This window comes from Pseudomonas sp. B3(2017) (assembly GCF_002113595.1).
Lineage (GTDB): Bacteria > Pseudomonadota > Gammaproteobacteria > Pseudomonadales > Pseudomonadaceae > Aquipseudomonas > Aquipseudomonas ekonensis.
Map to the genome: position 1 here is coordinate 1 of NZ_NEIU01000003.1, position 23,736 is coordinate 23,736.

The following is a 23,736-nucleotide window of genomic DNA, read 5'->3' on the forward strand; positions in this document are numbered from 1 at the left end:
GACTACCTGCTCAAGCCAGTGCTCAAAGCCCGGACCGAGGCGATGCGCGAACGCTAGTGATTATCCGGAATTTGTGCTGATAGGCATGGCCTCATCGCTGGCAAGCCAGCTCCCACAGGTTCAGCGCCGGGCTCGGACTTTGTGTTCGACAGGGACACTGTGGGAGCTGGCTTGCCAGCGATAGCGGTAGGCCAGGCAACAGAGATGTCGGCTGAACTGGCCTCATCGCTTGCAGGCAAGCTCCTACAGGTTGTGCGGTGTACCGGGATTCTGCGGACAGCCGGGATCCTTTGTGGGAGCCAGCCTGCTGGCGATGGCGGTGGGTCAGGCAGCAGAAATGCCGGCAGTGCCGGCCTCATCGCTGGCAAGTCGAGTCGTCGCACCGCAGCTCCCACAAGTGTTTGCGGTGTGCCTGGATTTTGCAGGCACCGGTGATACCTGTGGGAGCTGGCTTGCCAGCGATGGGGTCAGCAAGGGCACCGGTCATTTTTCTGCATGATTGCGCTGGAAGGTCTCCTCCCCCATCGCCGCGATCTGCCCCTCGATCAACGCCTCGAACGGCTTGAGCAGCGGCTCGAACGACGCCGGCGCCTCCAGCGTCTGCAAGGCCTGGACGATCGCCTCGACCGTGGACAACGCCCCGGGCCCGGGCGCCTTGCGCAAGCGGTAGCGGGACACCCCGCCGTCGGCCAGCGTCACCCGCGGCAGCGCCGCCAGCAACGGGTTGAGGTGCAGCAGCTTGCGCGCCTTGCGCCAGGTGCCGTCGGGCACCACCAGCAGCAGCGGTTCGTCGGACGCGCCGTAGGCCTGCAGCGGCTGCGCATCGTCCGCCGGAAACAGCAAGCGCGCCTGATACCCCGGCCGGTTCAGCAGCGCCGGCAGACCCTCGAACACCTCACCGACGATCAGCTCGGCGTTGGTCAGCCCCAGCGCCGCCAGCCGCGCCGTGTTGAGCGCATGGTTGACTTCGCTCGGGTGCTGCAGCAGCAACACGCGCGTGCGGCTGTCGAGGCGGGGGATCAGCGCGCACAGGCAATGGGTTCGGGGGCGCAGACAGCGCGGGCATTGGGGTCTGGACATTTTCAGGCCTGATTGAGCTGGGCTTTGAGCAAATCGCGGAAGGTCTGGATCAGCGGCTCGCGGCTGCGGCCACGGCGCATGATCATCGAGAACGGCGCCTGGTAGCCGAAGGTCGCCGGCAGCAGCACGCGCAGGTCGCCCTTGTCGGCCCAGGCCTGGGCGTAATGCTCCGGCAGGTAACCGATGTAGGCGCCGGACAGCACCAGGATCAGCTGCGCCTCCATGCTTTCCACCGTCGCGGCGCTGTGCTTGAAGCCGTGGCGGGCCAGTTCCGCCTGGCTCCAGTAGCCGCGCCCGACCATGCGCTGCTGGGTGATGACCTGCTCGGGGATCCGCCGCTCGGTGAACAGCGGATGACGGTTGCTGCAGTACAGCCAGTGCTGCTCGCGGTACAGCGGCATGTACACCAGGCCGCTCATGCGCGTGGAGAACGCGCCGATGGCCAGGTCGAGGCGGTTGTCCTGCACGCCCAGCTGCAATTCGTAGGGGCTCATCACCGACAGGTGCAGGTGCACCGCCGGGTGCTCCTGACTGTAGGCGCCGATGGCCTCGGCGAACGGCAGGGCCTTGTCGCTGACGGTGGAGTCGATCACCCCGAGGTTGAGCGTGCCGCGCAGCTCGCCCTTGAGCGCGGCGGCGTACTGCTCGAAGCCTTCGAGCTCGGCCAACAGGCGCAGGGTCTCCTGATGGAACAGCTCGCCCTTGCTGGTCAGGCTGAACCCGCCGCGCCCGCGGTGGCACAGCACCAGGCCGAGGGCGGCCTCCAGCTGGCTCATGTAGGTGCTGATCGCCGAGGTCGACAGGTTGAGCTCCTGCTGGGCGTTGGCGAATCCCTGATGGCGCACCACGCTGACGAAGATGCGCAAAAGTTTCAGGTCGGGTAAAGCGTTGGCCATACAAATGCTCCGGACTCGGGTAAAGCGCTCAACTCAACACAACGGAAAACCCTGCAGGAGCGAGCCTGCTGGCGATGGCGGTGGCTCAGTCAATGTTGATGCTGGCCGCCAGTCCGTCATCGCGAGCAGGCTCGCTCCCACGGGTTTTGTATTCGTCATCCCAATTGGGGATGGCCGAGAAGTCTATCTCGCGCCTCGCCATTAGTTCAGAAAAATCTGAACTAAGTATTTGCCCGCAGCGATTCTTCCGACCTGCGGCATTTCGCAGAATCCGCCCACAACGGTGCCCGAACCTTGCGTAAGCGGCGCACCCGAACAACTAAAACAAAGACGATGAGGCCCTACCCGTGGACAAGATTCTTCACCAACCACTGGGCGGCAACGAAATGCCGCGCTTCGGCGGCATCGCCACCATGCTCCGACTCCCCCACCTCGACACCGCCGCCGGCCTCGACGCCGCCTTCGTCGGCGTGCCGCTGGACATCGGCACCTCCCTGCGCCCTGGCACCCGTTTCGGGCCGCGCGACATCCGCACCGAATCGGTGATGATCCGCCCGTACAACATGGCCACCGGCGCCGCCCCGTTCGACTCGCTGTCGGTGGCCGACATCGGCGACGTGGCGATCAACACCTTCAACCTGCTCGACGCCGTGCGCATCATCGAAGAAGCCTACGACAACATCCTCGAGCACAACGTGATCCCGCTGACCCTGGGCGGCGACCACACCATCACCCTGCCGATCCTGCGCGCCATCCATAAAAAGCACGGCAAGGTCGGCCTGGTGCACATCGACGCTCACGCCGATGTGAACGATCACATGTTCGGCGAGAAGATCGCCCACGGCACGACCTTCCGTCGCGCCGTCGAAGAAGGCCTTCTGGATTGCGACCGCGTGGTGCAGATTGGTCTGCGGGCCCAGGGCTACACCGCCGACGACTTCAACTGGAGCCGCGACCAGGGTTTCCGCGTGGTGCAGGCCGAAGAGTGCTGGCACAAGTCGCTGGAGCCGTTGATGGCCGAAGTGCGCGAGAAGGTCGGCGGCGGCCCGGTGTACCTGAGCTTCGACATCGACGGCATCGACCCGGCCTGGGCGCCCGGCACCGGCACCCCGGAAATCGGCGGCCTGACCACCATCCAGGCGATCGAGATCGTGCGCGGCTGCCAGGGCCTCGACCTGATCGGCTGCGATCTGGTAGAAGTCTCGCCCGCCTACGACACCACCGGCAACACCTCGCTGCTGGCCGCCAACCTGCTGTACGAAATGCTCTGCGTACTGCCTGGCGTGGTCCACCGCTGAGGGTTCGCCATGAACGAACGTGATCAGGTTCTGCAGGCGGCCGCCGACCTTGTGTCCGCCTTCGCCCGCAACGACCGCGAAGCCTACTTCGGTGCCTTCAGCGCCGACGCCAGCTTCGTGTTCCACACCCTCGAACAGCCCCTGCTGTCGCGCGACGCCTATCAGGCGCTGTGGGACAGCTGGCGCGCCGAGGATGGCTTCGAGGTGCTCTCGTGCACCTCAAGCAACGCCTACGTCAGCCTGCAAGGTGACGTGGCGGTGTTCATCCATGACGTGGCCACCGAGCTGCGCATGCAAGGGGAGCAACACTTCAGCCAGGAGCGCGAGACGATTGTGTTCAGGAAACACGCGTCGAGCCTAGAACAACAAGGCCTATGGCTGGCCTGCCATGAACATTTGTCCGCAATGCCGGAAGGGCTGCCACCCCCTTAGCCAAACAGGCGACGACCACGCACGATGGGCGCGCCTTGATGATCGGAGCAGATCATGAATAACAAGAACAACGACCAAAGCCTTACGCAGATTGAAACCCACGGGGTCGAACAGATCCCGGACCACGAACGCACCGCAGGTCCCGTGGACTTGTTCCGCATGATCTTCGGCGGCGCCAACACCTTCGCCACCGCCGTGCTCGGCAGTTTCCCGGTGCTGTTCGGCCTGTCTTTCCAGGCCGGTGTCTGGGCGATTGTCTCGGGCGTGCTGCTGGGTTCGCTGATCCTTGCGCCGATGGGCCTGTTCGGCCCGCTCAACGGCACCAACAACGCCGTGTCGTCCGGTGCGCACTTCGGCGTGCACGGACGGATCGTCGGCTCGTTCCTGTCGCTGCTGACCGCCATCGCCTTCTTCTCGCTCTCGGTGTGGAGTTCGGGGGATGCGCTGATCGGCGGCGCCAAGCGCCTGATCGGCCTGCCGGAAACCGACCTGACCCTGGGCCTGGCCTACGGCCTGTTCGCGGTGCTGGTGCTGACCGTGTGCATCTACGGCTTCCGCTTCCTGCTGTGGGTCAACAAGATCGCGGTGTGGAGCGCCAGCCTGCTGTTCCTGCTGGGTGCGTTCGCCTTCGCCGGCCCCTTCGATGCACAGTACGCCGGCACTGTCAGCCTCGGCCAGCCGGGCTTCTGGGCGGCGTTCATCGGTGCGGCGCTGGTGGCCATGAGCAACCCGATCTCCTTCGGCGCGTTCCTCGGCGACTGGGCCCGCTACATCCCGCGCGACACCTCCCGGCAGCGGATCATGACGGCGGTGATCCTTTCGCAGATCGCCACCTTCATCCCGTTCCTGTTCGGCCTGACCACCGCCACTATCGTGGCGATCCAGGCGCCGGACTACATCGCGGCCAACAACTACGTCGGCGGCCTGCTGGCGGTGTCGCCGGGCTGGTTCTTCCTGCCGGTGTGCCTGATTGCGGTGATCGGCGGCATGTCCACCGGCACCACGTCGCTGTACGGCACCGGCCTTGACATGTCCAGCGTGTTCCCGCGGGTGCTGTCGCGGGTCAAGGCGACGCTGCTGATCGGCGTGCTGTCGATCGCCTTCATCTTCATCGGGCGCTTCGCGGCCAACCTGGTGCAGAGCGTGTCGACCTTCGCCGTGCTGATCATCACCTGCACCACCCCGTGGATGGTGATCATGATCATCGGCCTGGTGGTGCGCCGCGGCTTCTACTGCCCGGACGACCTGCAAGTGTTCACCCGCGGCGAGCGAGGCGGCCGCTACTGGTTCCACCACGGCTGGAACTGGCGCGGCATGGGCGCCTGGATCCCCAGCGCGGCGGTCGGCCTGTGCTTCGTCAACCTGCCGGGGCAGTTCGTCGGCCCGCTGGGCGAACTGGCCGGCGGCATCGACATCAGCCTGCTGGTGACCCTGGGCCTGGCCTCGGTGCTGTACCTGATGCTGCTGAGCCTGTTCCCGGAGCCGGCGCTGGTGTACGGCCCGCAGGATGCCCGGAGCCGACAGACAGATGCACAGAGCAAGACGGCCATGCGCCAAGCCGCCTGACCAAACGCTGTACCCCTGTGGGAGCGGGCTTGCCCGCGATGACGGCGGCACATCCGGCAATGATGCGACGGATGCACCGCTTTCGCGGGCAAGCCCGCTCCCACAGGGAATCGAACTCGGCCTCAACATAAAAAAGACAATCGGAGACACGCCATCATGGCTTTGGATTTATTCGTCGTCCTCATCTACGCGGCCGGCATGCTCTTGCTCGGCTACTTCGGCATGCGCAAGGCCAAAACCAACGAAGACTTCCTGGTCGCCGGGCGCAACCTGGGCCCGAGCCTGTACATGGGTACCATGGCCGCGACCGTGCTGGGCGGTGCGTCCACCGTCGGCACCGTGCGCCTGGGCTACGTGCACGGGATCTCCGGCTTCTGGCTGTGCGCGGCCCTGGGCTGCGGCATCGTCGCGCTGAACCTGTTCCTGGCCAAGCCGCTGCTGAAACTGAAGATCTACACCGTCACCCAGGTGCTGGAGAAGCGCTACAACCCGATGGCCCGCTCGGCGAGCGCGGCGATCATGCTGGCCTACGCGCTGATGATCGGCGTGACCTCGATCCTGGCCATCGGCACCGTGCTGCAGGTGCTGTTCGGCCTGCCGTTCTGGATCTCGGTGCTGCTGGGCGGCGGCGTGGTGGTGGTCTACTCGGCCATCGGCGGCATGTGGTCGCTGACCCTGACCGACATCGTCCAGTTCATCATCAAGACCGTGGGCCTGATGTTCATCCTGTTGCCGATCTGCCTGTACCGCGTCGGCGGCTGGGACGACCTGGTGATGAAGCTGCCGGCGGCGGCGTTCAACTTCACCACCATCGGCTGGGACACGATCATCACCTACTTCATGATCTACTTCTTCGGCATCCTGATCGGTCAGGACATCTGGCAACGGGTGTTCACCGTCAAGAACGAGAAAGTGGCCCAGTACGCCGGCAGCTTCGCCGGGGTCTACTGCATCCTCTACGGCCTGGCCTGCGCCCTGATCGGCATGGCGGCCCACGTGCTGATCCCGGACCTGGACAACGTCAACAACGCCTTCGCCGCCATCGTCAAACTGTCGCTGCCGGACGGCATCCGCGGCCTGGTGATCGCCGCCGCGCTGGCCGCGATGATGTCCACCGCCAGCGCCGGCCTGCTGGCTGCGTCCACCACCCTGACCGAAGATCTGCTGCCCAAGCTGCGCGGCGGCAAGCCGTCGAGCCTGGGCATCAACCGCCTGTTCACCCTGCTGACCGGCGCCGTGGTGCTGGCCATCGCCCTGGTGGTGAACGACGTGATCAGCGCCCTGACCCTGGCCTACAACCTGTTGGTGGGCGGCATGCTGATCCCGCTGATCGGCGCGATCTTCTGGAAGCGCGCGACCACCGCCGGCGCCATCGCCAGCATGGGCATGGGCTTCGCCACGGCGCTGCTGTTCATGGTCAAGGACGGTCTGGACGCCAACACCCCGATCTACTACAGCCTGGCCGTGGGCCTGGTGAGCTTCGTGGTGGTGAGCCTGATGTCCCGTCGCCCTGCCCCGGTGGCCAGCGCGATCTAAGCTTCACATAACGACTCGATGCTTTCTTCGGCGGGTGTGGCGTCGGTTGCCACACCCGTTTTTTTCGTCTGGAGAAAATGATTGATGAAGATCGTCAGCCGCGACCGGTGGTTCGAAGTCCAGTCCCTGGGCGACGGCATCCGCCTGATCCACGAGCCGTACATCCGGCCGTTCTACCGCTGCAACCTGTGGCACATCCAAGGCCACGACAAGGACCTGCTGCTCGACAGCGGCTCGGGGCTGGTCAGCCTGCGCGAACAACTGCCCTGGCTCACCGAGCGGCCGCTGGTGGCGGTGGCCAGCCATTGCCACTTCGACCACATCGCCGGCCACCACGAATTCGCCGAGCGGCTGGTGCATCCGGCCGAGGCCGACATTCTGGCGGCGCCGGACGGCGACAACGACCTGAGCCGCGCCTTCGTCGGCGACGACATGTTCGAGGCCCACCCGGACTGCCCGCTGTGCTATGCCGAGTACCGGGTCAAGGCAGCGCCGGCCACCGGCTTCGTCGAGGACGGCGACGTGCTCGACCTGGGCGACCGCACGCTGCAGGTGCTGCACACGCCGGGGCATTCGCCGGGCGGGATCAGCCTGTACGAAGCGGCGACCCAAACCCTGTTCAGCGGCGACATCATCTACGACGGCCCGCTGATCGAAGACGCCTACCACTCCGACCTCGACGACTACGCCGCCAGCCTGCGGCGCCTGCACGGCCTGCCGGTGCGCACGGTGCATGGCGGGCACTTCGGCAGCTTCTCCGGGGAGCATCTGCGGGGAATGATTGACCAGTGGCTGCGCCGGCACGGGTGAAGCCTGCTGTACTCCATCAGGTCGACACCTTCGAATGACTGCCATGAACAGAGCCGCCGTGCGCGCCGCCGTGCACCGATTCATCTTTCGCCTGCTGGAGAACCGCGAATTCGACGACAACACCAGCCTGGCGCAATTGGGGCTGGAGAAAGCGGACATCGAAGATCTGATCTTTCATCTGGAAGATGAATTCGGACTGACGGCGTTCACCGCGGAGGAAGACCGAATGCTCAGGCGCGCGAAAACGGCGAATGACTTGAGTCGGTTCCTGATGGAAATCAGCCGGCATTGAGAACGGTTGTCTGATACGTGCTTGAGGACGAGACCGGCTGAGTCGAAGAGCAGGTCTGTGTGGCGAGGGCGCTTGCTCCCGCCGGGCCGCCAAGCGGCCCTGTGATGGGTGGCGGCTGAGCCGTAGGCGGGAGCAGGCGCCCTCGCCACAGGATTGCGCCTTGGTTACCGGCGACGCGGCTGACGCCGGCGCTGTTCGTCGTCGGTGCGGATCGGTACGGGTTGCAGAGGCGGTTCGATCAAGCCGAGGGCAACACCCAAATCGTGCAGCCAGTTCTGAATTTTCTCTTTCATCGTCATGCCCCCTTCAGGGTGGTGCCGAGCGGCCGGAATTCTGAGGCCGCTTCGCACTGATAATAGTCTGAAGTCCTACGCAATGCGCAGTGAAATCCGCAATGATCTGTTACTGAATCGGACGAAATCCCTGACCGTTCGCTCAAGCCGTTTCCCGCGTGTCTTCACCGGCCACGGGATAGAGCGCCCGCTGCTGTTCGATCCAGGCATTGAGGTTGGCGCCGACCATCCCTCTGCGCCACATCAGCCACGTCGTCGCACTGGCGAACGGCTCGGCCAGCGGGTGCACCGCCACGCCTTCGCGCCCCGGCAGGCTGGCGAGCATCGACTCGGACATCAGCGCCACCCCGCTGCCGGCGATCACGCAGGCCAGCATGCCCTGATACGACTCGATCTCCATCGCCCGGCCCATGGCCGCGTGGTAGTGGGCAAACCAGGATTCCAGCCGCGCACGGTAGGCGCAGCCATGGCGGAAGGTGAACACCGCGCGCCCCTCGACATCCTTGGCGCTGCGCACCGGCGGGTGCTCGGCCTCGCTGATCAGCACCAGCCGCTCGTTGCACAGCGGCACGCCGTCGATGCCGGCCAGCTGCGGCGGGCCGTCCACCAGCGCCGCGTCGAGCCGGCCGGTGAGCAGTCCTTCGAGCAGCTCGCCGCTGGGCCCGGACTGCACTTGCAGGTTCACCGCCGGATAGCGCTTGTGATAGCGGGCCAGCAGCGCCGGCAGATGGATCGCCGCCGTGCTGTACAGCGTGCCCAGCACGAAGTCCCCCGCCGGCTGCCCGCCCATCACCGCCGCGCTGGCCTGGTCACGCAGGGCGAACAGCTTGCCGGCGTAGTCCAGCAGGACTTTTCCCGCAGGCGACAGCTGTAAACGCTGACGCTCGCGGACGAACAGTTCGACGCCCAACTGCTCCTCCAGCTGTTTAAGCCGGGTCGACAGGTTGGACGGCACCCGGTGCAGGCGTTCGGCGGCGCGGGTGATCGAACCTTCCTCGGCCACCGCCTGAAAGATCCGCAGTTGGCTGAATTCCACGAGTATTCTCCGTAACAGAACAAGTTACTCACTATTATTCAATTTTAAAGAAAGTCAATCAGTCCTAGCCTGACGGTCATCGAACCTTCCTGGAACTGCGACCATGTCACCGCTGATTCGCCTTCTCGCCAGTTTTGTCGCCCTGATGATGGCCATGGGCATCGGGCGCTTCGCCCTCACCCCGCAAATGCCGCACCTGCTCAGCGAAGGCCAGGTCGACCTGACCGCCGCCGGCCTGATCGCCGCCGCCAATTACCTCGGCTACCTGCTGGGCGCGGTGGATGCGATGTTTTCCCGTCGGCCGGAGCAGGTGCGCGGCCGCTTGCACGGCGGCCTGTGGCTGTGCGTGCTGCTGACCCTGGCCTCGTTCTGGGCCGACGGGTTCTGGTCGCACCTGATCCTGCGCTTCGGCACCGGCGTGGCCAGCGCCTGGGTGCTGGTGATGATCACGGCCTTGAGCCAGCCGCTGGCGTTGGCCGCCGGTCGCCCACGGCTGGGCGCGGTGGTGTTTGCCGGGCCGGGATTGGGGATTTTTCTGACAGGCCTGCTGGCGCTGGCCTCACACCTGTTGAACCAGACGTCCGCCACCTTGTGGCTGATCTACGCCGCCGTGGCGCTGGCGATGCTGCTGGGCATCGTGCGGATCCTGCCGCAACCGGCCGTTCCGGCGGCCGCAGCCCCCGAGGCCAGCGGCGCGCCGACCCGCGGCATCGCCCGGCTGGCCGCGGTGTACGCACTGTACGGGGTGGGTTACATCATTCCGGCCACGTTCCTGTCGCAGATGGCCAACGCGCAGTTCCACGGGCAATGGCAGGCGGATCTGTTCTGGCCCTGCTTCGGCCTGGCGTCGGCCCTCGGCGTCGTGCTGGTGAGCCTGCGCAAGCCCGATGGGGGCACCACCCGCCATTGGCTGCTGGCCACCCTGTGGCTGCAGGCGGCCGGGGTGTTCGCCTGTCTGTTGGGCAGCGGCGCCGGGCTGGCGCTGGGGGTGATCCTGTGCGGCACGCCGTTCCTGGCCTGCATGCAACTGGTGATGCAGCGCTCGCGGGAGCTGGCGCCCCACGCCACCCAGCGCAACGCCGGGCTGCTGACCGCGTGCTTCGCGGTCGGTCAGCTCAGCGGCCCGTTGCTGGCGGCGCTGAGCAGCCATTTCGGCGGCGGCCTGCAACCGGCGCTGGTGCTCGCCGGCAGCGGCCTGCTGGTTGCCGGCGGCCTGGCCCTGCAACCGCTCAGGGCTGACCCAGAGCTTTGCGCAGGCGCCGGCGCACCCACTGCTCGGCGCTGACGAAGGTGATGCCGAGCAGCACCAGCACCGCGCCGGCGATGAAGTTCAGGCTCAGCTTCTCGCCCAGCAGCAACACGCCGAACGTGACGCCGAACAGCGGCGTCATGAACGAAAACACCGCCAGGTTGGCCGCCAGGTAGCGCCGCAGCAGCCAGAACCAGATCAGGTAGCTGAAGAACGACACCACCACGCCCTGGAACAGCACGCTGGCCACCGCCACGCCGGTGAGGCTGACGTGGGTGATCTGGCCGCTGAACAGCGCAATCGCCAGCAGGCCGAGGAAACCGACGATCAGCTGATAGAACAGGGTCAGCGTCACCGGCGCCTCGGACAGGCGCGAGGCGCGCACCACCACCGTGGTCGCGCCCCAGCAGGCGCCGGCCAGCACGCCCAGGGCATCGCCCAACAGCATGCGCCGGTCGAGGTTGTCCCACGACACCCCGCCGGCGAAGGCGATGGCGATGCCGACGAACGCCAGGCAGATGCCCAACCACTGCACCGCGCGCAGACGCTCGCCGGGCAGCAGGAAATGCACGCCCAGCGCCGTGAAGATCGGCGCGGTGTAGAGGAACACCGACATGTGCGCCGCCGTGGTCAGTTGCAGCCCCTCGGCGATGAAGAAGAACTCGAGGCCGAACAAGGCACCGGCCAGCAGGCCGCCGCGCCAGGTCGCGCCCACCTGGTCCCAGCCGCCCTTGACGCAGATCAGCAGGCCCACCAGCAACGCCGAGATCCCCGACCGACCGGCCGCCTGCATCACCGGCGCGATGTCGGCCGCCGCCCACTTGATCATCACCTGCTGCACGCCCCAGACCAGGCACAGGCCGATCATCACTTGCAGGGCGAAACCGTCGGCGTTGCGCCGCTCGGCGCTCATCGCGACACCTCGAACACACAGGTCATGGCAGATTTCCCCAACGCTGAAAATAAAGCCCCGGACGGATCCGGGGCAAATGGATGACGGCTGCGCCGTCCATCGCGAGCAGGCTCGCTCCCACAGGGAACGAGGCCGGTTCGGGCAGCACAGACAGCGGTAAAACTCAGGTCAGCTCGATGCGGTCGGCATGGATGACGATCTGGCCGTTCTTGTACAACGCCCCGATGGCCTTCTTGAAGTTGCCCTTGCTGACGCCGAACAGGCTGCTGATCAGCGCCGGATCGCTCTTGTCGCTCACCGCCAGGGTGCCGTTGCTTTCGCGCAGCTTGGCGAGGATCTTCGCGTTCAGGCTGCCCGCCGCTTCCTGGCCGACCGGTTGCAGGCTGAGGCTGATCTTGCCGTCGGCACGCATTTCCTTGATGAAGCCCTTCTCGCGCATGCCCGAGCGCATGTACTTGAAGATCTCGTTCTTGTGGATCAGGCCCCAATGCTTGTTGTTGATGATCGCCTTGTAGCCCATGTCGGTGGACTCGACGACCAGCAGATCGACCTCTTGCCCAGGCGCGTAGGTGGCCGGGGTCTTGTCCAGGTAGCGGTCCAGCCGCGCGGTGGCGGTGATGCGGCGGGTGCGCTTGTCGAGGTACGCATGCACCACGCAGTAGTCGCCGGCGCTCAACTGGCGCTTTTCCTCGGAGTACGGCAGCAGCAGATCCTTGGGCAGGCCCCAATCGAGGAACACGCCGATGCTGTTGATCTCGACCACCTTGAGGCTGGCGAACTCGCCGACCTGAATTTTCGGTTTCTCGGTGGTGGCGAGCAGTTTGTCTTCGCTGTCCAGATAGACGAACACGTTGAGCCAGTCTTCATCTTCGCTGGGCACATCCTTGGGGACGTAGCGGTTGGGCAAGAGAATCTCGCCGTCGGCGCCGCCGTCCAGGTACAGGCCGAAGCTGGTGTGCTTGACCACTTGCAAACTGTTGTAACGCCCGACTAAAGCCATTTCCAATACCCTCACTTGCGTGGGCGGCATTCTACCCGGTTTTGTCCGGTGCGTTGACGGCACGAACGGCCGGCGAGGCAGATTCGCCCATGGCTTGGGCTTCCTTTCAACGGTGCCGTTCGTCCGATTGTCGAAAGGGCCTGCTGCATGCTGAGCTTGCCTTCGTGCCCGCCTGCGTTCTGATTCAAAACAGGAGGTTAGCGGGTCGTTTCAACCTACGGGCGACAATATCCGACTTTTCAGGTTGGTCTTTGCCCTGGACATTCACCCAGATTTTGTCGGGGAATTACGGTAGTCTGGCCGGCCGAGCCACTTTTACAGGTCAATGCCCGCCATGCGTGTCAAAGCCTCCGCCAGCAAAGCCAAGCCCGCTCCAGCCGTTGAAACCAGCGAATCGCTGAACGACCAGATCGCCGCGTTCCTCAAGTCCGGCGGCGAGATCCAGCAGATCGCCAAAGGCGTCAGCGGCCAGACCTACGCCCCTTCCCGGCAGATCAGCCTGGGCAAGAAGTAACCCCTCCGTCCACAGGCGCTTTGAGCTTCGAAGCGTCTGGACCGGCCCCTCGCTGCACCTCTCTCGCGTTTAATCCCTCACCGACAATCGACGAACGGCCCCCGGCGCCGATCATTCGCCGGTATCCTTGCACGCGTCTGGATAAAGCGTTTCAGCAGGCCCTACCGCCCTGCCCTCGCTGTTCAAGGAGTGACGCATGTTCAAACCCTTCTGTTTATTGCTTGTCGGCCTGCTGGCCTGCCCCGGCGCCGTTGCGCAGATCTTCCAGCGCGAACTCGGCGACTTCGACCTCAAGCTCGGCACCAGCCCCAGCCGCAGCATGGCCCAAGGCCTGGTCAAGCCTTCGGCGGTCGGCGCCTTCCACGGCGGCCTCGACCTGAGCCACGACAGCGGCTTCTACTTCGGCCAATGGTCGCCCAGCATGGGCATCACGCCGGGCAAAGACCTGGAAGTCGATTCTTACCTGGGCTTCAAGCAACCCTTCGACCAGACCCTGGGCTACGAAGTCGGCACGATCCGCTACAGCTATCCCCGCGTCGACACGCCCGACAGCCAGGAACTGTTCGGCGGCCTGACCCTGCTCGGCAGCCGTTTCGGCCTGGCCTTCAGTGACGATCCGGACAAGCGCAACAACACTCTGTTCGCCGACTTCGGCGGCAACCAGCCGTTCGGCATCGGCATCAGCATGAAGTACACCCGCCACCGGCTGAACACGCCGGTGTCGGTGGACGGCGGTTATGTCAGCGCCTTCAGCGACTGGTCGCTGAAGTTCTCCCGCCCGTTCATGGGCATCGACCTGAACCTGATCTACAGCAACTCCAGCCTCGGCGGCAGCGACTGCTCAGCCTACTCCGGCCACAACAGCCAATGCGACGGGCTGGTCACGCTAAAGGCCGAGCGCGCGTTCTATTGATCGGCTGAACCGGCGGGGCCATGCTGCGTTCACATGAACATCAGACTGGCTTTCGCAAGGATTCGCCCATGTCTCGCCGGTTCAAGCACCTCTTTGTCCTGTTGGCCTTCATCCTCGCCCTCGGCGCCTGCAGCCGCATCGGCCTGGCCTACCGCAACCTCGACGTGATCATTCCGTGGACGCTCAGCGACTACCTGGACATGAACGGCGAGCAGAAAGGCTGGTTCAACGAGCGCCTCAAGGCGCACCTGAGCTGGCACTGCACCACGCAGTTGCCGGGTTACCTCGACTGGCTGGACCGCCTGCAAACGATGGTCGAGCGCAACCAGGTCACCGACGACGCCCTTCAGGCCCGCACGGCGGAAGCCAAGCAGGCCATCGCCGAGACCGCCCGGCAGATCACCCCGTCGGCCGTCGAACTGCTGCAAGGGCTGGACGACCGGCAGGTCGCCGAGATGAACGACGCGTTCGCCAAGGATCTGCGCAAACGCGAGCAGGAATACCTCAAGCCGCCGCTCAACCAACAGATCGCCGAACGCGGCGCCCGCATGGACAAGCGCCTGAACGACTGGCTCGGGCCCCTGAGCGTGACGCAAGAACGACGGGTAATGGCCTGGTCTACGGCGCTGGGCGACCAGAACACCCAGTGGATCGCCAACCGTGCCCACTGGCAAAAGCAGTTCAGCGCGGCGTTGGCGCAGCGGCAGAGCCCCGGGTTCCCACAAAGGATCGAGACGCTTCTGGTCAACCGCGAGAGCTTATGGACGCGGGACTACCGCACGGCCTACGCCAACACCGAGGCCCAGGCCCGTTCGCTGATCGTCGACCTGATGGCCGAGAGCACACCGCAGCAGCGTCAGCGGCTGTTGAAGAAGATCGAGGGCGTGCGCAAGGACTTCAACGACCTCAAATGCCTGAAAGCTGCCCAAAGCAGCTAGGCCAGCGGTGCCTGGGCGGGCGCCATCGCCAGCAGGCTGGCTCCCACAGTGGTTTGGGGTGGCCGCCGGTCCTGAGTCCATCCGCGAGACCTGTGGGAGCCAGCCTGCTGGCGATGGCGGCCTGTCAGCCACCGGAGAGGTCGGCTGTGATGGCCCAATCGCTGGCAAGCCAGCTCCCACAGGTTTCTGTGGTGTACAGGGATCCTGCTCCCACCGAGGATCCCCTGTGGGAGCCAGCCTGCTGGCGATGGCGGTGGGTCAGGCAACAGGGATGTCGGCAGTGTTGGCCTCATCGCTGGCAAGCCAGCTCCCACAGTAATTTGGGGTGGCGGCCGATCCTGAGTACACCCGCAATACCTGTGGGAGCTAGCTTGCTAGCGATAGCGGCCTGTCAGCCACCGGAGAGGTCGGCTGTGATGCCCAATCGCTGGCAAGCCAGCTCTCACAGGTTTCTGTGGTGTACAGGGATCCTGCGGACACCGGGGATCCCCTGTGGGAGCCAGCCTGCTGGCGATGGCGTCAGTGAGGCCACCGCAATACGCTGGCGAATGGCTCAGGCAATCTGCGCCTTGGAGGCCACCCCGTCGAACGTCAGTTCGTCCAGCGCATCCTCCTGCTCGTCCAGCACCTGCCGAGGGTGGTCGTTGCCGGGGATGCTGCTGTCGATCAGGCTCAGCAGGCTCGAGCCGCGCGGGGTCAGGATGAAGTTCTCCCCGGTGCCGCCTTCCTCTTCCGGCCGGGGCTCGATGTAGCCGCGCAACAGCAGCAGTTTTTCGTACTCGCAGGCCAGGGTCTTCAGGTGATCCAGGTTGTCTATCGGCTCACCGGCGGCGGCCTTCTCCGCCGCGTGCTGCTCGGCGTAGGGCCGTGGCGTGAAGCTGTGGCCGGCGCTGTTCTGCGCTTCGTGCAGCAAGCGCTCGATCAAATCCCAGTTGTAAGTCGTCATCCGATTCAACCTCCGGTGTGCGTCAGTGAAAACGCTCTCAAAAGGTGTGACCGGAGGCGTCCGGTGCCGTTCAGCCGGATTCACGGCGCCGACCGACCGGCGGTCTGTCGAATTCCCCCCTGAGTGAACGACTAGTCTGAGACAGACGGTTTCAACCCCGCAGGAGAAATCATCATGAACGTGCAGAATCATCCGGTGGTGTCGCGCGAAGAATGGCTCGCCGCCCGCCAACGACACCTGGCCGACGAAAAGGCCTTCACCCGCGAACGCGACCGCCTCAGCGCCCAACGCCGCGCCCTGCCCTGGGTGAAGGTCGACAAGGACTACCGCTTCCACGGCCCCGACGGCGAACTGAGGCTGGCCGATCTGTTCGGTGAGCACAGCCAACTGATCGTCTACCACTTCATGTTCGCCAAGGGCTGGGAAGAAGGCTGCCAGGGCTGCTCGTTCCTGGCCGACCACTTCGACGGCGCCGACCTGCACCTGGCCCATCACGACATCGCCCTGGTGGCGGTGTCCCACGCACCGTTCGCCGAGTTCCAGGCCTTCAAGCGGCGGATGGGCTGGAGATTCGATTGGGTGTCGTCAGACGGTTCCGACTTCAACTACGACTTCGGCGTTTGCGCCCGGAGCGAAGACGCCGCCGCCGGCAAGGCCACCTATAACTACGAAAAGACCGACAGCGCCGAGGAAGAGATGCCGGGGCTGAGCGTGTTCTACCGGGATGAGGCCGGCGCGGTCTTCCATACCTATTCCACGTACGCTCGGGGCTTGGACCTGCTGGTGGGCGCCTACAACTTTCACGACCTCACGCCCAAGGGCAGGAATGAGGACGAGATCATGGACTGGGTGCGGCATCATGACCGCTATGAGGGTGGGGCGAAATCGGCGTGCTGCCACGGTGAATGAACAGGAGCGCGAACGGGGAGAGGGCTTCCCCGTTGTGCCCATGAAGCTCTTCGGTTTGGGGGGCGGTAGAGCAATCACTTGACCACTGCTCCACTAAGCCGCCGCATCACTCGACCGGCAAATACCCATAACCACGCACCATGGCTTTGCCTTCTTCAGCCTTGCGCACCCGGATGAATTCCATCGAGCGCTCTTGCGTGTATTCGACGAAGTACTCCTTGCCCGCTTCGACCGGCAAGGTCAGGCGCACATTGCGTGGGTTCGGTTGCTGGCCGGCAGAAACCTTGTGCAGGCCCGGGCTCACGTATACCCAGGAGTAGTTGCGGTCGTTGAGGGCGACGACGGCGCTGTCGTTGATGCTGAACACGCTGTCGTACAGGCTGCCTTGCAGGACCTGGGTGCGCATCATGTAGACCAGCGCCTTGCCTTGGGGCGGCGGGGGCGGGTCGAAATAAGGCTTTGAAGGTTTGTTGTGGCCGCAAGCGGTCAACACCGTCATCAGCAGCAGTGCCGAAAGACCTTTGATGAAGCCGTTCATTGGTTTTGCCCCAGCAGTTGATTGAGCACCGGCCCCATCTTTTCTTCCACGGTAGCGAGTTTCGACAGGTCGAAACCACCTTGATTGGTCAGGTAGTAATGGGCGAAGCCGATCTGTTGGTCGCCCTTGTAGAGCCGGACGCTGGCATCTGACAGGTACATGGACAAGTCCCACGAACGGATCGCGGTGTAGCTCATGCGGTATTCGCAACTGGCCGGAACGGGCGCGGCGTAGAGCTGACTGTCGATCGAATGGCGGCGCAGCAGGTTCTGCATCCCGGCGACGAAATCGCCCACCACCACTTGCGGGTTCTCTTCGATGCACAGTTTCGTGATCTTGTATTGAGGCGCGACCGGCTCGACCTTGATGTTGGTGCAACCGGTCAGCGCCAGCAGCAGCCCTGCCGTGACGACTCTATGCAGCATGTGCAGTCCTTTGGATCGCGAAAGATATCAAAATAGTGGCGCATGCTAGGTGAAGCCCCGATGACGGTCAATCGGCGGCCGATGCGAATGAACTTTCAGCATCGACGGCGCCTCAACCGGTTAACCCGCCTTGACCGCCACGTGAGGCCTGACCGATGAAAACCCTGCTCAAACTGACCCTCGCCGCCACCCTCGCCTGCGCCCTGCCCGCCTGGGCCTGCACCCCTGAAGAAGCCACCGCCAAACGCGAAGAGCTGGCCCGCCAAGTCACCCGGCTCACCGAACAGAACCCGGCCAAGGCCAAGGAAATCAACGACGAGTTGCAGAAGATGGACCTGGGCACCGCCAGCGCCGACCTGCCGGACAAGTGCCAGTTGATCGATCAACGCCTGAAGGAACTGAACACCGCCGAGAAAAAGGCTGAGGGCTGACCCGCCGTCGTCGCCTGCAAACACCTCGCGCCCCTTCGGACACGGCAGCCGGTCGTCGTCCGCAGCCCTCGAATTTGCATTAATGCAATTATTTTCTTGCATTAACGCATATCCATCCTATGGTTACGTTGAGCCCGTCACCGGAACCTGCCATCAGACATGGCACCTCTCGTGCGCCGGAGGGCTCTGCGACAACGCAACGCCTACGCAAGCCGGAGGCTTGTCTTCACTCATGGAGGATTGAACGATGTTGAACACAGAAACCCCATCACGCCACGCCGACGCACTGCCAAGGTGCCTGGCCGGCCGTCTGCTCGACCCGCAGCTGGAGGAGGTCGAAGCGGCGGCCCTCGCGGCACCGCTCGCCGCCAGCCTGAACTTCACCGTGCAGCAGCAGACCCAGACCAACTGGTGCTGGGCCGCCGCGTCCGCGTCGGTCGGCAACTACTACGGCACCGGTTCCTGGACCCAGTGCGCCGTGGCCAGCACCGCGCTGGACCGCAACTGCTGCAACCAGCCGGGGCCGTGCAACATCTACGGCTACCTGGACACGGCGCTGCGGATCACCCGCAGCTACAACGGCATGAACCAGGGCTCGCTGCAGATGGCGGCCATCCAGAACCAGATCAACATGGGCCGTCCCGTGTGCCTGCGCTGCGCCTGGTACGGCGGCGGTGCGCATTTCCTGACGATCTACGGCACCAACGGCAACTATGTGCTGGTCGCGGATTCCATCTACGGCTACTCGACCCGCGCGCTGAACACGTTCCCCGGTTCCTACAACGGCGGCGGCAACTGGACCCACACTTACTTCACGGCCAAAAACTAGGAGGGCCTCGACATGCAACTGACTTATCCGAAAGCGCCTTCCAACGGCGTGCAGACCCTGCGCCCGGCCTTGCAGGCCGCGTTGCAGACCCAGGGTTTCGGCGTCAACCGCCAGTTCGCCAATGCCTCGGCGGGCCAGATCAGCCTCAGCGAGGCCTATCGCGGCTACTCGCTGAGCCTGGAGGATCTGAGCCAAGGCAAGGGACTGAAGGACGCCAGGCTCGGCAACTGGCATTACCTGGTGTTCGCCGACGGCGTATCGATTGCCGATGCGCAGTTGGCCGACGTGCGCGGCCATGTCGAGTTCGCGTCGCTGAACCACGGCAACCTGGCGGCCGCCACGGTCGATGCGTTGAAACTGGCGGAGCAGTCCGCGCAGTTGCAGGGCAAGACCGTCGAACTGCGGGTGCTGTTCGTGTCGGCCCTGAGCGTTGTGGCGATCTGGCTGCACGGCAGCGGGGAGGACGTGCTGATCCCGATCGCGCCGACGCCCAAAACCCTGGCGACCGCCCAGGTGTACGACGCCGCCGCCCTGCTGGCGCGGCTCAAGCCCGCGGCCGATCAGGCGCGGCAGCACTATGATGCGGACACCACCGGGCTGTTGGGAGGCTGACCCGCGGCGGGCATAAAAAAACCCGGACGCTGTCCGGGTTTTTCATTGGCTATGCGCGGTGGCTCACTCAGCCGCAGGCGCTGGCTTGCGGCGCTTGAGCGGGGCCAGACCGTCGCTGCTCACCAGCGAATCCGACTTCGGCCGGTTGACGGTCTTGCGCTTGTTCGGCGCCTTGGCGGCGGCTTTTTTCTTGTCGCCCTTGCCGTCGGTCTTTTTCTTCTTGGTGCCGGCGGCCTTGCCCGACGCCTTGACCTTTTTCGGACCTGCGTAGGTGCCTTTGACTTCCTTGATGGTGCGGCGCTCGAAGCTCTGCTTGAGGTAGCGCTCGATGCTCGACATCAGGTTCCAGTCGCCGTGGCAGATCAGCGAGATCGCCAGGCCTTCGGCGCCGGCGCGGCCGGTGCGGCCGATGCGGTGCACGTATTCGTCGCCGCTGCGCGGCATGTCGAAGTTGATCACCAGGTCCAGGCCGTCGACGTCCAGGCCACGGGCCGCCACGTCGGTGGCCACCAGGATCTTGACGCTGCCCTGCTTGAGGCGGTCGATCGCCAGTTTGCGGTCCTTCTGGTCCTTCTCGCCGTGCAGCACGAACGCTTTGTAGTCTTGGGCGACGAGGCGGCCGTAGATGCGGTCAGCCATGACCCGGGTGTTGGTGAAGATGATGGCCTTGGCGTAGGTCTCGTTGGCCAGCAGCCAGTTGACGATCTGCTCTTTGTGCTGGTTGTGGTCGGCGGTGATGATCTGCTGACGGGTGGTTTCGTTCAGTTGGCTGACCGCGTTGAGCTGCAGGTGCTCAGGGTTCTTCAGCACCTTGGCGACCATCTCGCGCAGGCCCGAACCGCCGGTGGTGGCGGAGAACAGCAGGGTCTGGCGCTGCTCGGGGCATTCGTTGACCAGGCGCTGCACGTCGTCGGCAAAGCCCATGTCGAGCATGCGGTCGGCCTCGTCCAGCACCAGCACTTCGATTTCCTTGAGGTCCAGGTTGCCGGCGTTCAGGTGCTCGATCAGGCGACCCGGGGTGCCGATCAGGATGTCCGGCACCTTGCGCAGCATCGCGGCCTGCACCTTGAAGTCTTCGCCGCCGGTGATCAGGCCGGACTTGATGAAGGTGAACTGCGAGAAGCGCTCGACTTCCTTCAGCGTCTGCTGGGCCAGTTCGCGGGTCGGCAGCAGGATCACGGTCTTGATGCTGACACGGATCTTGGCCGGGCCGATCAGGCGGTTGAGGATCGGCAGGACGAACGCGGCGGTCTTGCCGCTGCCGGTCTGCGCCGTCACCCGCAGGTCACGCCCCTGGAGCGCCAGCGGAATGGCCGCGGCTTGCACAGGCGTTGGCTCGACAAATTTCAGCTCGTCCACGGCTTTGAGCAAACGTTCGTGCAGGGCGAATTGGGAAAACACGGGGGCGACCTCGAAGATGGGCAAAAAACAGCTGCATAGGTTACCGGTTTCGAGCGCTCAGGCCGAGTTTCTTTGTACAAACGGTGGCAAACAGTGGCTTTTTTGTTGCCTGATTTGTCTCCAACGGTAATACACAGCGTCTTGAATGCTCTAATCGTCCCTCGCGTCCCACAGAAGAATCGCCCCACCCATGGATTTCAAACAGCTCTGGCTCAACGCCCAAGACCTCTTCGGCACCCTCGAACAGCACCCGATCCTGCACGCCGGCCTGGCCCTGGTGCTGCTGCTGGTGATCGCTCTGGTGCTAGGCCGGGTGGCGCGCTACCTGATCCTGCACGCCAGCCGCATGCTCGGGCGCCAGCCGGCGCTGCACTGGATCAACGATTTCCGCCACAACAAGGTGTTCCAGCGCCTGGCCCAGATGACACCGTCGCTGGTGATCCAGTTCGGCCTGCACCTGGTACCGGAACTGAGCAAGGCCGCGACGGTGTTCCTGGGCAACGTCGCCCTGGCGTTCACCATCCTGTTCCTGATGCTGGCGGTCAGCGCCCTGCTCAACGCGCTGCTGGACATCTACGCGCGCACCGAACACGCCCGCACCCGCTCGATCAAGGGCTATGTGCAACTGGCGAAAATGGTCTTGTACGTGTTCGGCGCGATCATCATCGTCGCCACCCTGATCGACCGTTCGCCGCTGTTGCTGCTGTCCGGTCTGGGTGCGATGTCGGCGGTGATCCTGTTGGTCTACAAGGACACCCTGCTGTCGTTCGTGGCCAGCGTGCAACTGACCAGCAACGACATGCTGCGGGTCGGCGACTGGATCGAAATGCCCCAGGTCGGCGCCGACGGCGATGTGGTGGACATCACCCTGCACACGGTCAAGGTGCAGAACTTCGACAAGACCATCGTCTCGATCCCGACCTGGAGGTTGATGTCCGAATCGTTCCGCAACTGGCGCGGCATGCAGCAGTCCGGCGGACGGCGGATCAAGCGCAGCCTGTTCATCGACGCCAGCGGCGTGCGCTTCATCCGTGACGACAAAGAGGCGAAGCTGGCCCAGGTGCACCTGCTGACCGACTACATGACCCGCAAGAAGGCCGAGCTCAAGGCCTGGAACGAAGCCCAGGGCAACGTCGCGATGTCGGCCAACCGCCGGCGCATGACCAACATCGGCACCTTCCGCGCCTACGCGCTGGCCTACCTAAAGAGCCATGCCGAGGTGCAGCCGAACATGACCTGCATGGTGCGCCAGATGCAGACCACCGCCCACGGCATTCCGCTGGAGATCTACTGCTTCACCCGCACCACCGTGTGGGCCGACTACGAGCGGATCCAGGGGGACATTTTCGATTACCTGCTGGCGGTGATGCCGGAGTTCGGGTTGAGCCTGTACCAGCAGCCGAGCGGCGGGGATCTGCGGGCGGGGTTGCTGCCGGCGGTGCTGGGTTCGGCCAGCCTTCCCGAGGCCGACAAGCACGTGATGTGACCCCTTACACGGGCGGGAGCGAGCCTGCTCGCGATTGCAGCCTGTCGGTCAGCCCCTCATCGCCTGACCGTCCGCCATCGCGAGCAGGCTCGCTCCCACAGGAAACGTCAGTGCGCGACCAGCGGCCTGCGCACGCCCAACCGGCTGATCCACACCGCCCCCAGGATCACCGCGCCACCGAAGAACAGGCGGCCCAGGTCCTCGTGCCGGTTCCAGATCAGCAGGTTCAGCAGCAACCCCACCGGCACATGCAGGTTGTTCATCACCGCCAGGGTGCCGCCGTTGACCAGGCAGGCGCCCTTGTTCCACCAGTACAGCCCCAGCGCGGTCGCGACCAGGCCCAGGAACACCAGCACGCCCCATTGCAGCGGCGCTTCGGGCAGGAAGTCGGCTTTGCCGAACAGCAGGAACGCCGGCAACACCACCGCCAGCGCGCCTAAGTAGAAGAAGCCGAAGCGCCGATAGTGCGGCAGGTCGCTGGGGTGTTTCGCCACCAGGTGCTTGTACAGCACCTGGCCGGCGGCATAGGTGAAGTTGGCCAGTTGCAGCAGCAAAAAGCCCATGAAGAAGTCCGGGTTGATCCGGTCGAAGCGGATCACCGCCGCACCGGCCACCGCCACCAGCGCCGCGATCAGCGCCCAAGGGTTGAAGCGCCGGTTCAGGGCGTCTTCGATCAGGGTCACGTGCAGCGGCGTGAGGATGGTGAACAGCAGCACCTCCGGCACCGTCAGCACGCGAAAGCTCAGGTACAGGCACACGTAGGTGATGCCGAACTGCAGCGCGCCGATCAGCAGCATGCCGCGCATGAACGCCGGCGCCACCGAACGCCAGCGGGTCAGCGGGATGAACACCAGCCCGGCCAGCAGCACCCGCACCAGCACTGCGAAGTAGCTGTCGACATGACCGGCCAGGTATTCGCCGATCAGATTGAAGGAAAACGCCTGGATCAGCGTGACAAAAAGTAGATAGCCCATGCTCGCCTCGATTTCGGATGGCGGCGACGATAGCGGTTTTTGCCCCGGGCCGCGAATCCCGAATCCGCACAAAACCTTGTGGGAACCTGCTGATGATGGCGTCTGCTCCGGCCTCATCGCTTGCAGGCAATCTCCCACAGGTTTGTGGTGTTCCGGGATCTTGCGGACACCGGCGATACCTGTGGGAGCTGGCTTGCCAGCGATGGCGGTGGGTCAGGCAGCAGGGATGTCGACTGTGCCGGCCTCATCGCTTGCAGGTAAGCACCCACAGGTTTCTGTGGTGAAAACAGAGGCTGCATTCAGCAGAGATTCCCGGTAGGAGCCAGCCTGCTGGCGATGGCGTCTGCCCGCGCAGCGCAAAAACCGCAGGCAAAAAAAAGCCCGATCTCGCTAAAGCGTTCAATCGGGCTACAGCACTC

26 protein-coding genes are annotated in these 23,736 nt (G+C 64.5%); 15 read left to right on the forward strand and 11 right to left on the reverse strand.

Annotated features, from left to right (window positions below; genetic code table 11):
- Positions 1-483: 483 nt before the first annotated feature.
- Positions 484-1,080 carry a tRNA-uridine aminocarboxypropyltransferase gene (locus CAG33_RS04735; protein WP_085633082.1) on the reverse strand — a complete coding sequence of 199 codons (597 nt, stop codon included), beginning with the start codon at positions 1,078-1,080 and terminating at the stop codon, positions 484-486.
- Positions 1,081-1,082: 2 nt separating this feature from the next.
- Complete coding sequence (locus CAG33_RS04740; RefSeq protein WP_085584957.1) at positions 1,083-1,976, reverse strand: LysR family transcriptional regulator; 894 nt, start codon at positions 1,974-1,976, stop codon at positions 1,083-1,085.
- A gap of 347 nt (positions 1,977-2,323) precedes the next feature.
- Between CAG33_RS04740 and speB the strand changes: the two genes are divergently transcribed.
- The 6 genes from speB to CAG33_RS04770 all read left to right on the forward strand — a co-directional run bounded on the left by speB (position 2,324) and on the right by CAG33_RS04770 (position 7,910).
- Positions 2,324-3,274, forward strand: coding sequence for an agmatinase (speB, locus tag CAG33_RS04745; protein ID WP_085584959.1), 951 nt, complete (start codon positions 2,324-2,326; stop codon positions 3,272-3,274).
- Positions 3,275-3,283: 9 nt separating this feature from the next.
- Entirely contained in the window at positions 3,284-3,706 is a 423-nt protein-coding gene (locus CAG33_RS04750) for a nuclear transport factor 2 family protein (RefSeq protein WP_085584961.1), read from the forward strand.
- A gap of 54 nt (positions 3,707-3,760) precedes the next feature.
- Positions 3,761-5,272, forward strand: coding sequence for a cytosine permease (locus CAG33_RS04755; RefSeq protein ID WP_085584963.1), 1,512 nt, complete (start codon positions 3,761-3,763; stop codon positions 5,270-5,272).
- A 156-nt stretch (positions 5,273-5,428) separates the two neighbouring features.
- Positions 5,429-6,808 (forward strand): sodium:solute symporter, encoded by a 1,380-nt coding sequence (locus tag CAG33_RS04760; RefSeq protein WP_085584965.1) that lies wholly within the window; start codon positions 5,429-5,431, stop codon positions 6,806-6,808.
- Positions 6,809-6,892: 84 nt separating this feature from the next.
- A complete protein-coding gene (locus CAG33_RS04765; RefSeq protein ID WP_085637150.1) occupies positions 6,893-7,618 on the forward strand; it encodes an MBL fold metallo-hydrolase in 726 nt (241 codons plus the stop codon).
- Between the two features lie 43 nt (positions 7,619-7,661).
- Positions 7,662-7,910: a phosphopantetheine-containing protein gene (locus CAG33_RS04770; RefSeq protein ID WP_085584969.1), complete on the forward strand. Its 249-nt coding sequence runs from the start codon at positions 7,662-7,664 to the stop codon at positions 7,908-7,910.
- Between the two features lie 164 nt (positions 7,911-8,074).
- On the opposite strand, the gene CAG33_RS28725 is transcribed toward CAG33_RS04770, so the two are convergent.
- Positions 8,075-8,203: a PA1414 family protein gene (locus tag CAG33_RS28725; protein ID WP_003184145.1), complete on the reverse strand. Its 129-nt coding sequence runs from the start codon at positions 8,201-8,203 to the stop codon at positions 8,075-8,077.
- A gap of 142 nt (positions 8,204-8,345) precedes the next feature.
- Positions 8,346-9,239: a LysR family transcriptional regulator gene (locus tag CAG33_RS04775; RefSeq protein ID WP_085584971.1), complete on the reverse strand. Its 894-nt coding sequence runs from the start codon at positions 9,237-9,239 to the stop codon at positions 8,346-8,348.
- Positions 9,240-9,342: 103 nt separating this feature from the next.
- Between CAG33_RS04775 and CAG33_RS04780 the strand changes: the two genes are divergently transcribed.
- Positions 9,343-10,524 (forward strand): MFS transporter, encoded by a 1,182-nt coding sequence (locus CAG33_RS04780; RefSeq protein WP_085584973.1) that lies wholly within the window; start codon positions 9,343-9,345, stop codon positions 10,522-10,524.
- Here CAG33_RS04780 and CAG33_RS04785 read toward each other — a convergent pair.
- A complete protein-coding gene (locus CAG33_RS04785; protein WP_085584975.1) occupies positions 10,469-11,401 on the reverse strand; it encodes a DMT family transporter in 933 nt (310 codons plus the stop codon). The genes CAG33_RS04780 and CAG33_RS04785 overlap by 56 nt on opposite strands.
- Before the next feature lie 163 nt (positions 11,402-11,564).
- Positions 11,565-12,401: a S1 RNA-binding domain-containing protein gene (locus CAG33_RS04790; RefSeq protein WP_085633078.1), complete on the reverse strand. Its 837-nt coding sequence runs from the start codon at positions 12,399-12,401 to the stop codon at positions 11,565-11,567.
- A gap of 325 nt (positions 12,402-12,726) precedes the next feature.
- Between CAG33_RS04790 and CAG33_RS04795 the strand changes: the two genes are divergently transcribed.
- The 3 genes from CAG33_RS04795 (at position 12,727) to CAG33_RS04805 (ending at position 14,766) form a co-directional block, all read left to right on the forward strand.
- Positions 12,727-12,915, forward strand: coding sequence for a hypothetical protein (locus tag CAG33_RS04795; protein ID WP_170929956.1), 189 nt, complete (start codon positions 12,727-12,729; stop codon positions 12,913-12,915).
- Between the two features lie 196 nt (positions 12,916-13,111).
- Positions 13,112-13,828, forward strand: coding sequence for a TorF family putative porin (locus CAG33_RS04800; protein ID WP_085584981.1), 717 nt, complete (start codon positions 13,112-13,114; stop codon positions 13,826-13,828).
- A 68-nt stretch (positions 13,829-13,896) separates the two neighbouring features.
- Positions 13,897-14,766: a DUF6279 family lipoprotein gene (locus CAG33_RS04805; protein ID WP_085637153.1), complete on the forward strand. Its 870-nt coding sequence runs from the start codon at positions 13,897-13,899 to the stop codon at positions 14,764-14,766.
- Between the two features lie 553 nt (positions 14,767-15,319).
- Here the strand turns inward: CAG33_RS04805 and CAG33_RS04810 are convergent.
- Positions 15,320-15,712, reverse strand: a complete 393-nt coding sequence (locus CAG33_RS04810) for a transcriptional regulator (RefSeq protein WP_085637156.1) — start codon at positions 15,710-15,712, stop codon at positions 15,320-15,322.
- 174 nt (positions 15,713-15,886) lie between these two features.
- Here CAG33_RS04810 and CAG33_RS04815 point away from each other — a divergent pair, with 174 nt between their 5' ends.
- Positions 15,887-16,621 carry a thioredoxin family protein gene (locus tag CAG33_RS04815; protein ID WP_085637159.1) on the forward strand — a complete coding sequence of 245 codons (735 nt, stop codon included), beginning with the start codon at positions 15,887-15,889 and terminating at the stop codon, positions 16,619-16,621.
- Between the two features lie 106 nt (positions 16,622-16,727).
- On the opposite strand, the gene CAG33_RS04820 is transcribed toward CAG33_RS04815, so the two are convergent.
- Positions 16,728-17,159: a DUF2846 domain-containing protein gene (locus CAG33_RS04820; protein WP_256576716.1), complete on the reverse strand. Its 432-nt coding sequence runs from the start codon at positions 17,157-17,159 to the stop codon at positions 16,728-16,730.
- Entirely contained in the window at positions 17,156-17,584 is a 429-nt protein-coding gene (locus tag CAG33_RS04825; protein ID WP_085637161.1) for an Sbal_3080 family lipoprotein, read from the reverse strand. Before CAG33_RS04825 ends, CAG33_RS04820 begins: the two co-directional genes overlap by 4 nt.
- Positions 17,585-17,739: 155 nt before the next feature.
- Between CAG33_RS04825 and CAG33_RS04830 the strand changes: the two genes are divergently transcribed.
- From CAG33_RS04830 to CAG33_RS04840, 3 genes are all read left to right on the forward strand, one after another.
- Positions 17,740-18,015, forward strand: a complete 276-nt coding sequence (locus CAG33_RS04830; RefSeq protein ID WP_085584991.1) for a hypothetical protein — start codon at positions 17,740-17,742, stop codon at positions 18,013-18,015.
- Between the two features lie 247 nt (positions 18,016-18,262).
- A complete protein-coding gene (locus tag CAG33_RS04835; RefSeq protein WP_085584993.1) occupies positions 18,263-18,844 on the forward strand; it encodes a C39 family peptidase in 582 nt (193 codons plus the stop codon).
- A 12-nt stretch (positions 18,845-18,856) separates the two neighbouring features.
- Positions 18,857-19,456 carry a hypothetical protein gene (locus tag CAG33_RS04840; protein WP_085637164.1) on the forward strand — a complete coding sequence of 200 codons (600 nt, stop codon included), beginning with the start codon at positions 18,857-18,859 and terminating at the stop codon, positions 19,454-19,456.
- 63 nt (positions 19,457-19,519) lie between these two features.
- On the opposite strand, the gene CAG33_RS04845 is transcribed toward CAG33_RS04840, so the two are convergent.
- Positions 19,520-20,857 carry a DEAD/DEAH box helicase gene (locus CAG33_RS04845; RefSeq protein ID WP_085633098.1) on the reverse strand — a complete coding sequence of 446 codons (1,338 nt, stop codon included), beginning with the start codon at positions 20,855-20,857 and terminating at the stop codon, positions 19,520-19,522.
- Between the two features lie 190 nt (positions 20,858-21,047).
- Between CAG33_RS04845 and CAG33_RS04850 the strand changes: the two genes are divergently transcribed.
- On the forward strand, positions 21,048-22,343 hold the full coding sequence (locus CAG33_RS04850) for a mechanosensitive ion channel family protein (RefSeq protein ID WP_085637167.1): 1,296 nt from the start codon (positions 21,048-21,050) through the stop codon (positions 22,341-22,343).
- 107 nt (positions 22,344-22,450) lie between these two features.
- Here CAG33_RS04850 and CAG33_RS04855 read toward each other — a convergent pair whose 3' ends face one another.
- Positions 22,451-23,317 carry a carboxylate/amino acid/amine transporter gene (locus tag CAG33_RS04855; protein ID WP_085585000.1) on the reverse strand — a complete coding sequence of 289 codons (867 nt, stop codon included), beginning with the start codon at positions 23,315-23,317 and terminating at the stop codon, positions 22,451-22,453.
- Positions 23,318-23,736: the final 419 nt, after the last annotated feature.

Excerpts from the sequence above, each read along its gene's own strand:
- CAG33_RS04735 (WP_085633082.1), bottom strand. The coding sequence starts at position 1,080 with ATGTCCAGACCCCAATGCCCGCGCTGTCTGCGCCCCCGAACCCATTGC.
- CAG33_RS04740 (WP_085584957.1), bottom strand. The coding sequence starts at position 1,976 with ATGGCCAACGCTTTACCCGACCTGAAACTTTTGCGCATCTTCGTCAGC.
- CAG33_RS04750 (WP_085584961.1), top strand. The coding sequence starts at position 3,284 with ATGAACGAACGTGATCAGGTTCTGCAGGCGGCCGCCGACCTTGTGTCC.
- CAG33_RS04755 (WP_085584963.1), top strand. The coding sequence starts at position 3,761 with ATGAATAACAAGAACAACGACCAAAGCCTTACGCAGATTGAAACCCAC.
- CAG33_RS04760 (WP_085584965.1), top strand. The coding sequence starts at position 5,429 with ATGGCTTTGGATTTATTCGTCGTCCTCATCTACGCGGCCGGCATGCTC.
- CAG33_RS04765 (WP_085637150.1), top strand. The coding sequence starts at position 6,893 with ATGAAGATCGTCAGCCGCGACCGGTGGTTCGAAGTCCAGTCCCTGGGC.
- CAG33_RS04770 (WP_085584969.1), top strand. The coding sequence starts at position 7,662 with ATGAACAGAGCCGCCGTGCGCGCCGCCGTGCACCGATTCATCTTTCGC.
- CAG33_RS28725 (WP_003184145.1), bottom strand. The coding sequence starts at position 8,203 with ATGAAAGAGAAAATTCAGAACTGGCTGCACGATTTGGGTGTTGCCCTC.
- CAG33_RS04780 (WP_085584973.1), top strand. The coding sequence starts at position 9,343 with ATGTCACCGCTGATTCGCCTTCTCGCCAGTTTTGTCGCCCTGATGATG.
- CAG33_RS04785 (WP_085584975.1), bottom strand. The coding sequence starts at position 11,401 with ATGAGCGCCGAGCGGCGCAACGCCGACGGTTTCGCCCTGCAAGTGATG.
- CAG33_RS04790 (WP_085633078.1), bottom strand. The coding sequence starts at position 12,401 with ATGGCTTTAGTCGGGCGTTACAACAGTTTGCAAGTGGTCAAGCACACC.
- CAG33_RS04795 (WP_170929956.1), top strand. The coding sequence starts at position 12,727 with ATGCCCGCCATGCGTGTCAAAGCCTCCGCCAGCAAAGCCAAGCCCGCT.
- CAG33_RS04800 (WP_085584981.1), top strand. The coding sequence starts at position 13,112 with ATGTTCAAACCCTTCTGTTTATTGCTTGTCGGCCTGCTGGCCTGCCCC.
- CAG33_RS04805 (WP_085637153.1), top strand. The coding sequence starts at position 13,897 with ATGTCTCGCCGGTTCAAGCACCTCTTTGTCCTGTTGGCCTTCATCCTC.
- CAG33_RS04810 (WP_085637156.1), bottom strand. The coding sequence starts at position 15,712 with ATGACGACTTACAACTGGGATTTGATCGAGCGCTTGCTGCACGAAGCG.
- CAG33_RS04815 (WP_085637159.1), top strand. The coding sequence starts at position 15,887 with ATGAACGTGCAGAATCATCCGGTGGTGTCGCGCGAAGAATGGCTCGCC.
- CAG33_RS04820 (WP_256576716.1), bottom strand. The coding sequence starts at position 17,159 with ATGAACGGCTTCATCAAAGGTCTTTCGGCACTGCTGCTGATGACGGTG.
- CAG33_RS04825 (WP_085637161.1), bottom strand. The coding sequence starts at position 17,584 with ATGCTGCATAGAGTCGTCACGGCAGGGCTGCTGCTGGCGCTGACCGGT.
- CAG33_RS04830 (WP_085584991.1), top strand. The coding sequence starts at position 17,740 with ATGAAAACCCTGCTCAAACTGACCCTCGCCGCCACCCTCGCCTGCGCC.
- CAG33_RS04835 (WP_085584993.1), top strand. The coding sequence starts at position 18,263 with ATGTTGAACACAGAAACCCCATCACGCCACGCCGACGCACTGCCAAGG.
- CAG33_RS04840 (WP_085637164.1), top strand. The coding sequence starts at position 18,857 with ATGCAACTGACTTATCCGAAAGCGCCTTCCAACGGCGTGCAGACCCTG.
- CAG33_RS04850 (WP_085637167.1), top strand. The coding sequence starts at position 21,048 with ATGGATTTCAAACAGCTCTGGCTCAACGCCCAAGACCTCTTCGGCACC.
- CAG33_RS04855 (WP_085585000.1), bottom strand. The coding sequence starts at position 23,317 with ATGGGCTATCTACTTTTTGTCACGCTGATCCAGGCGTTTTCCTTCAAT.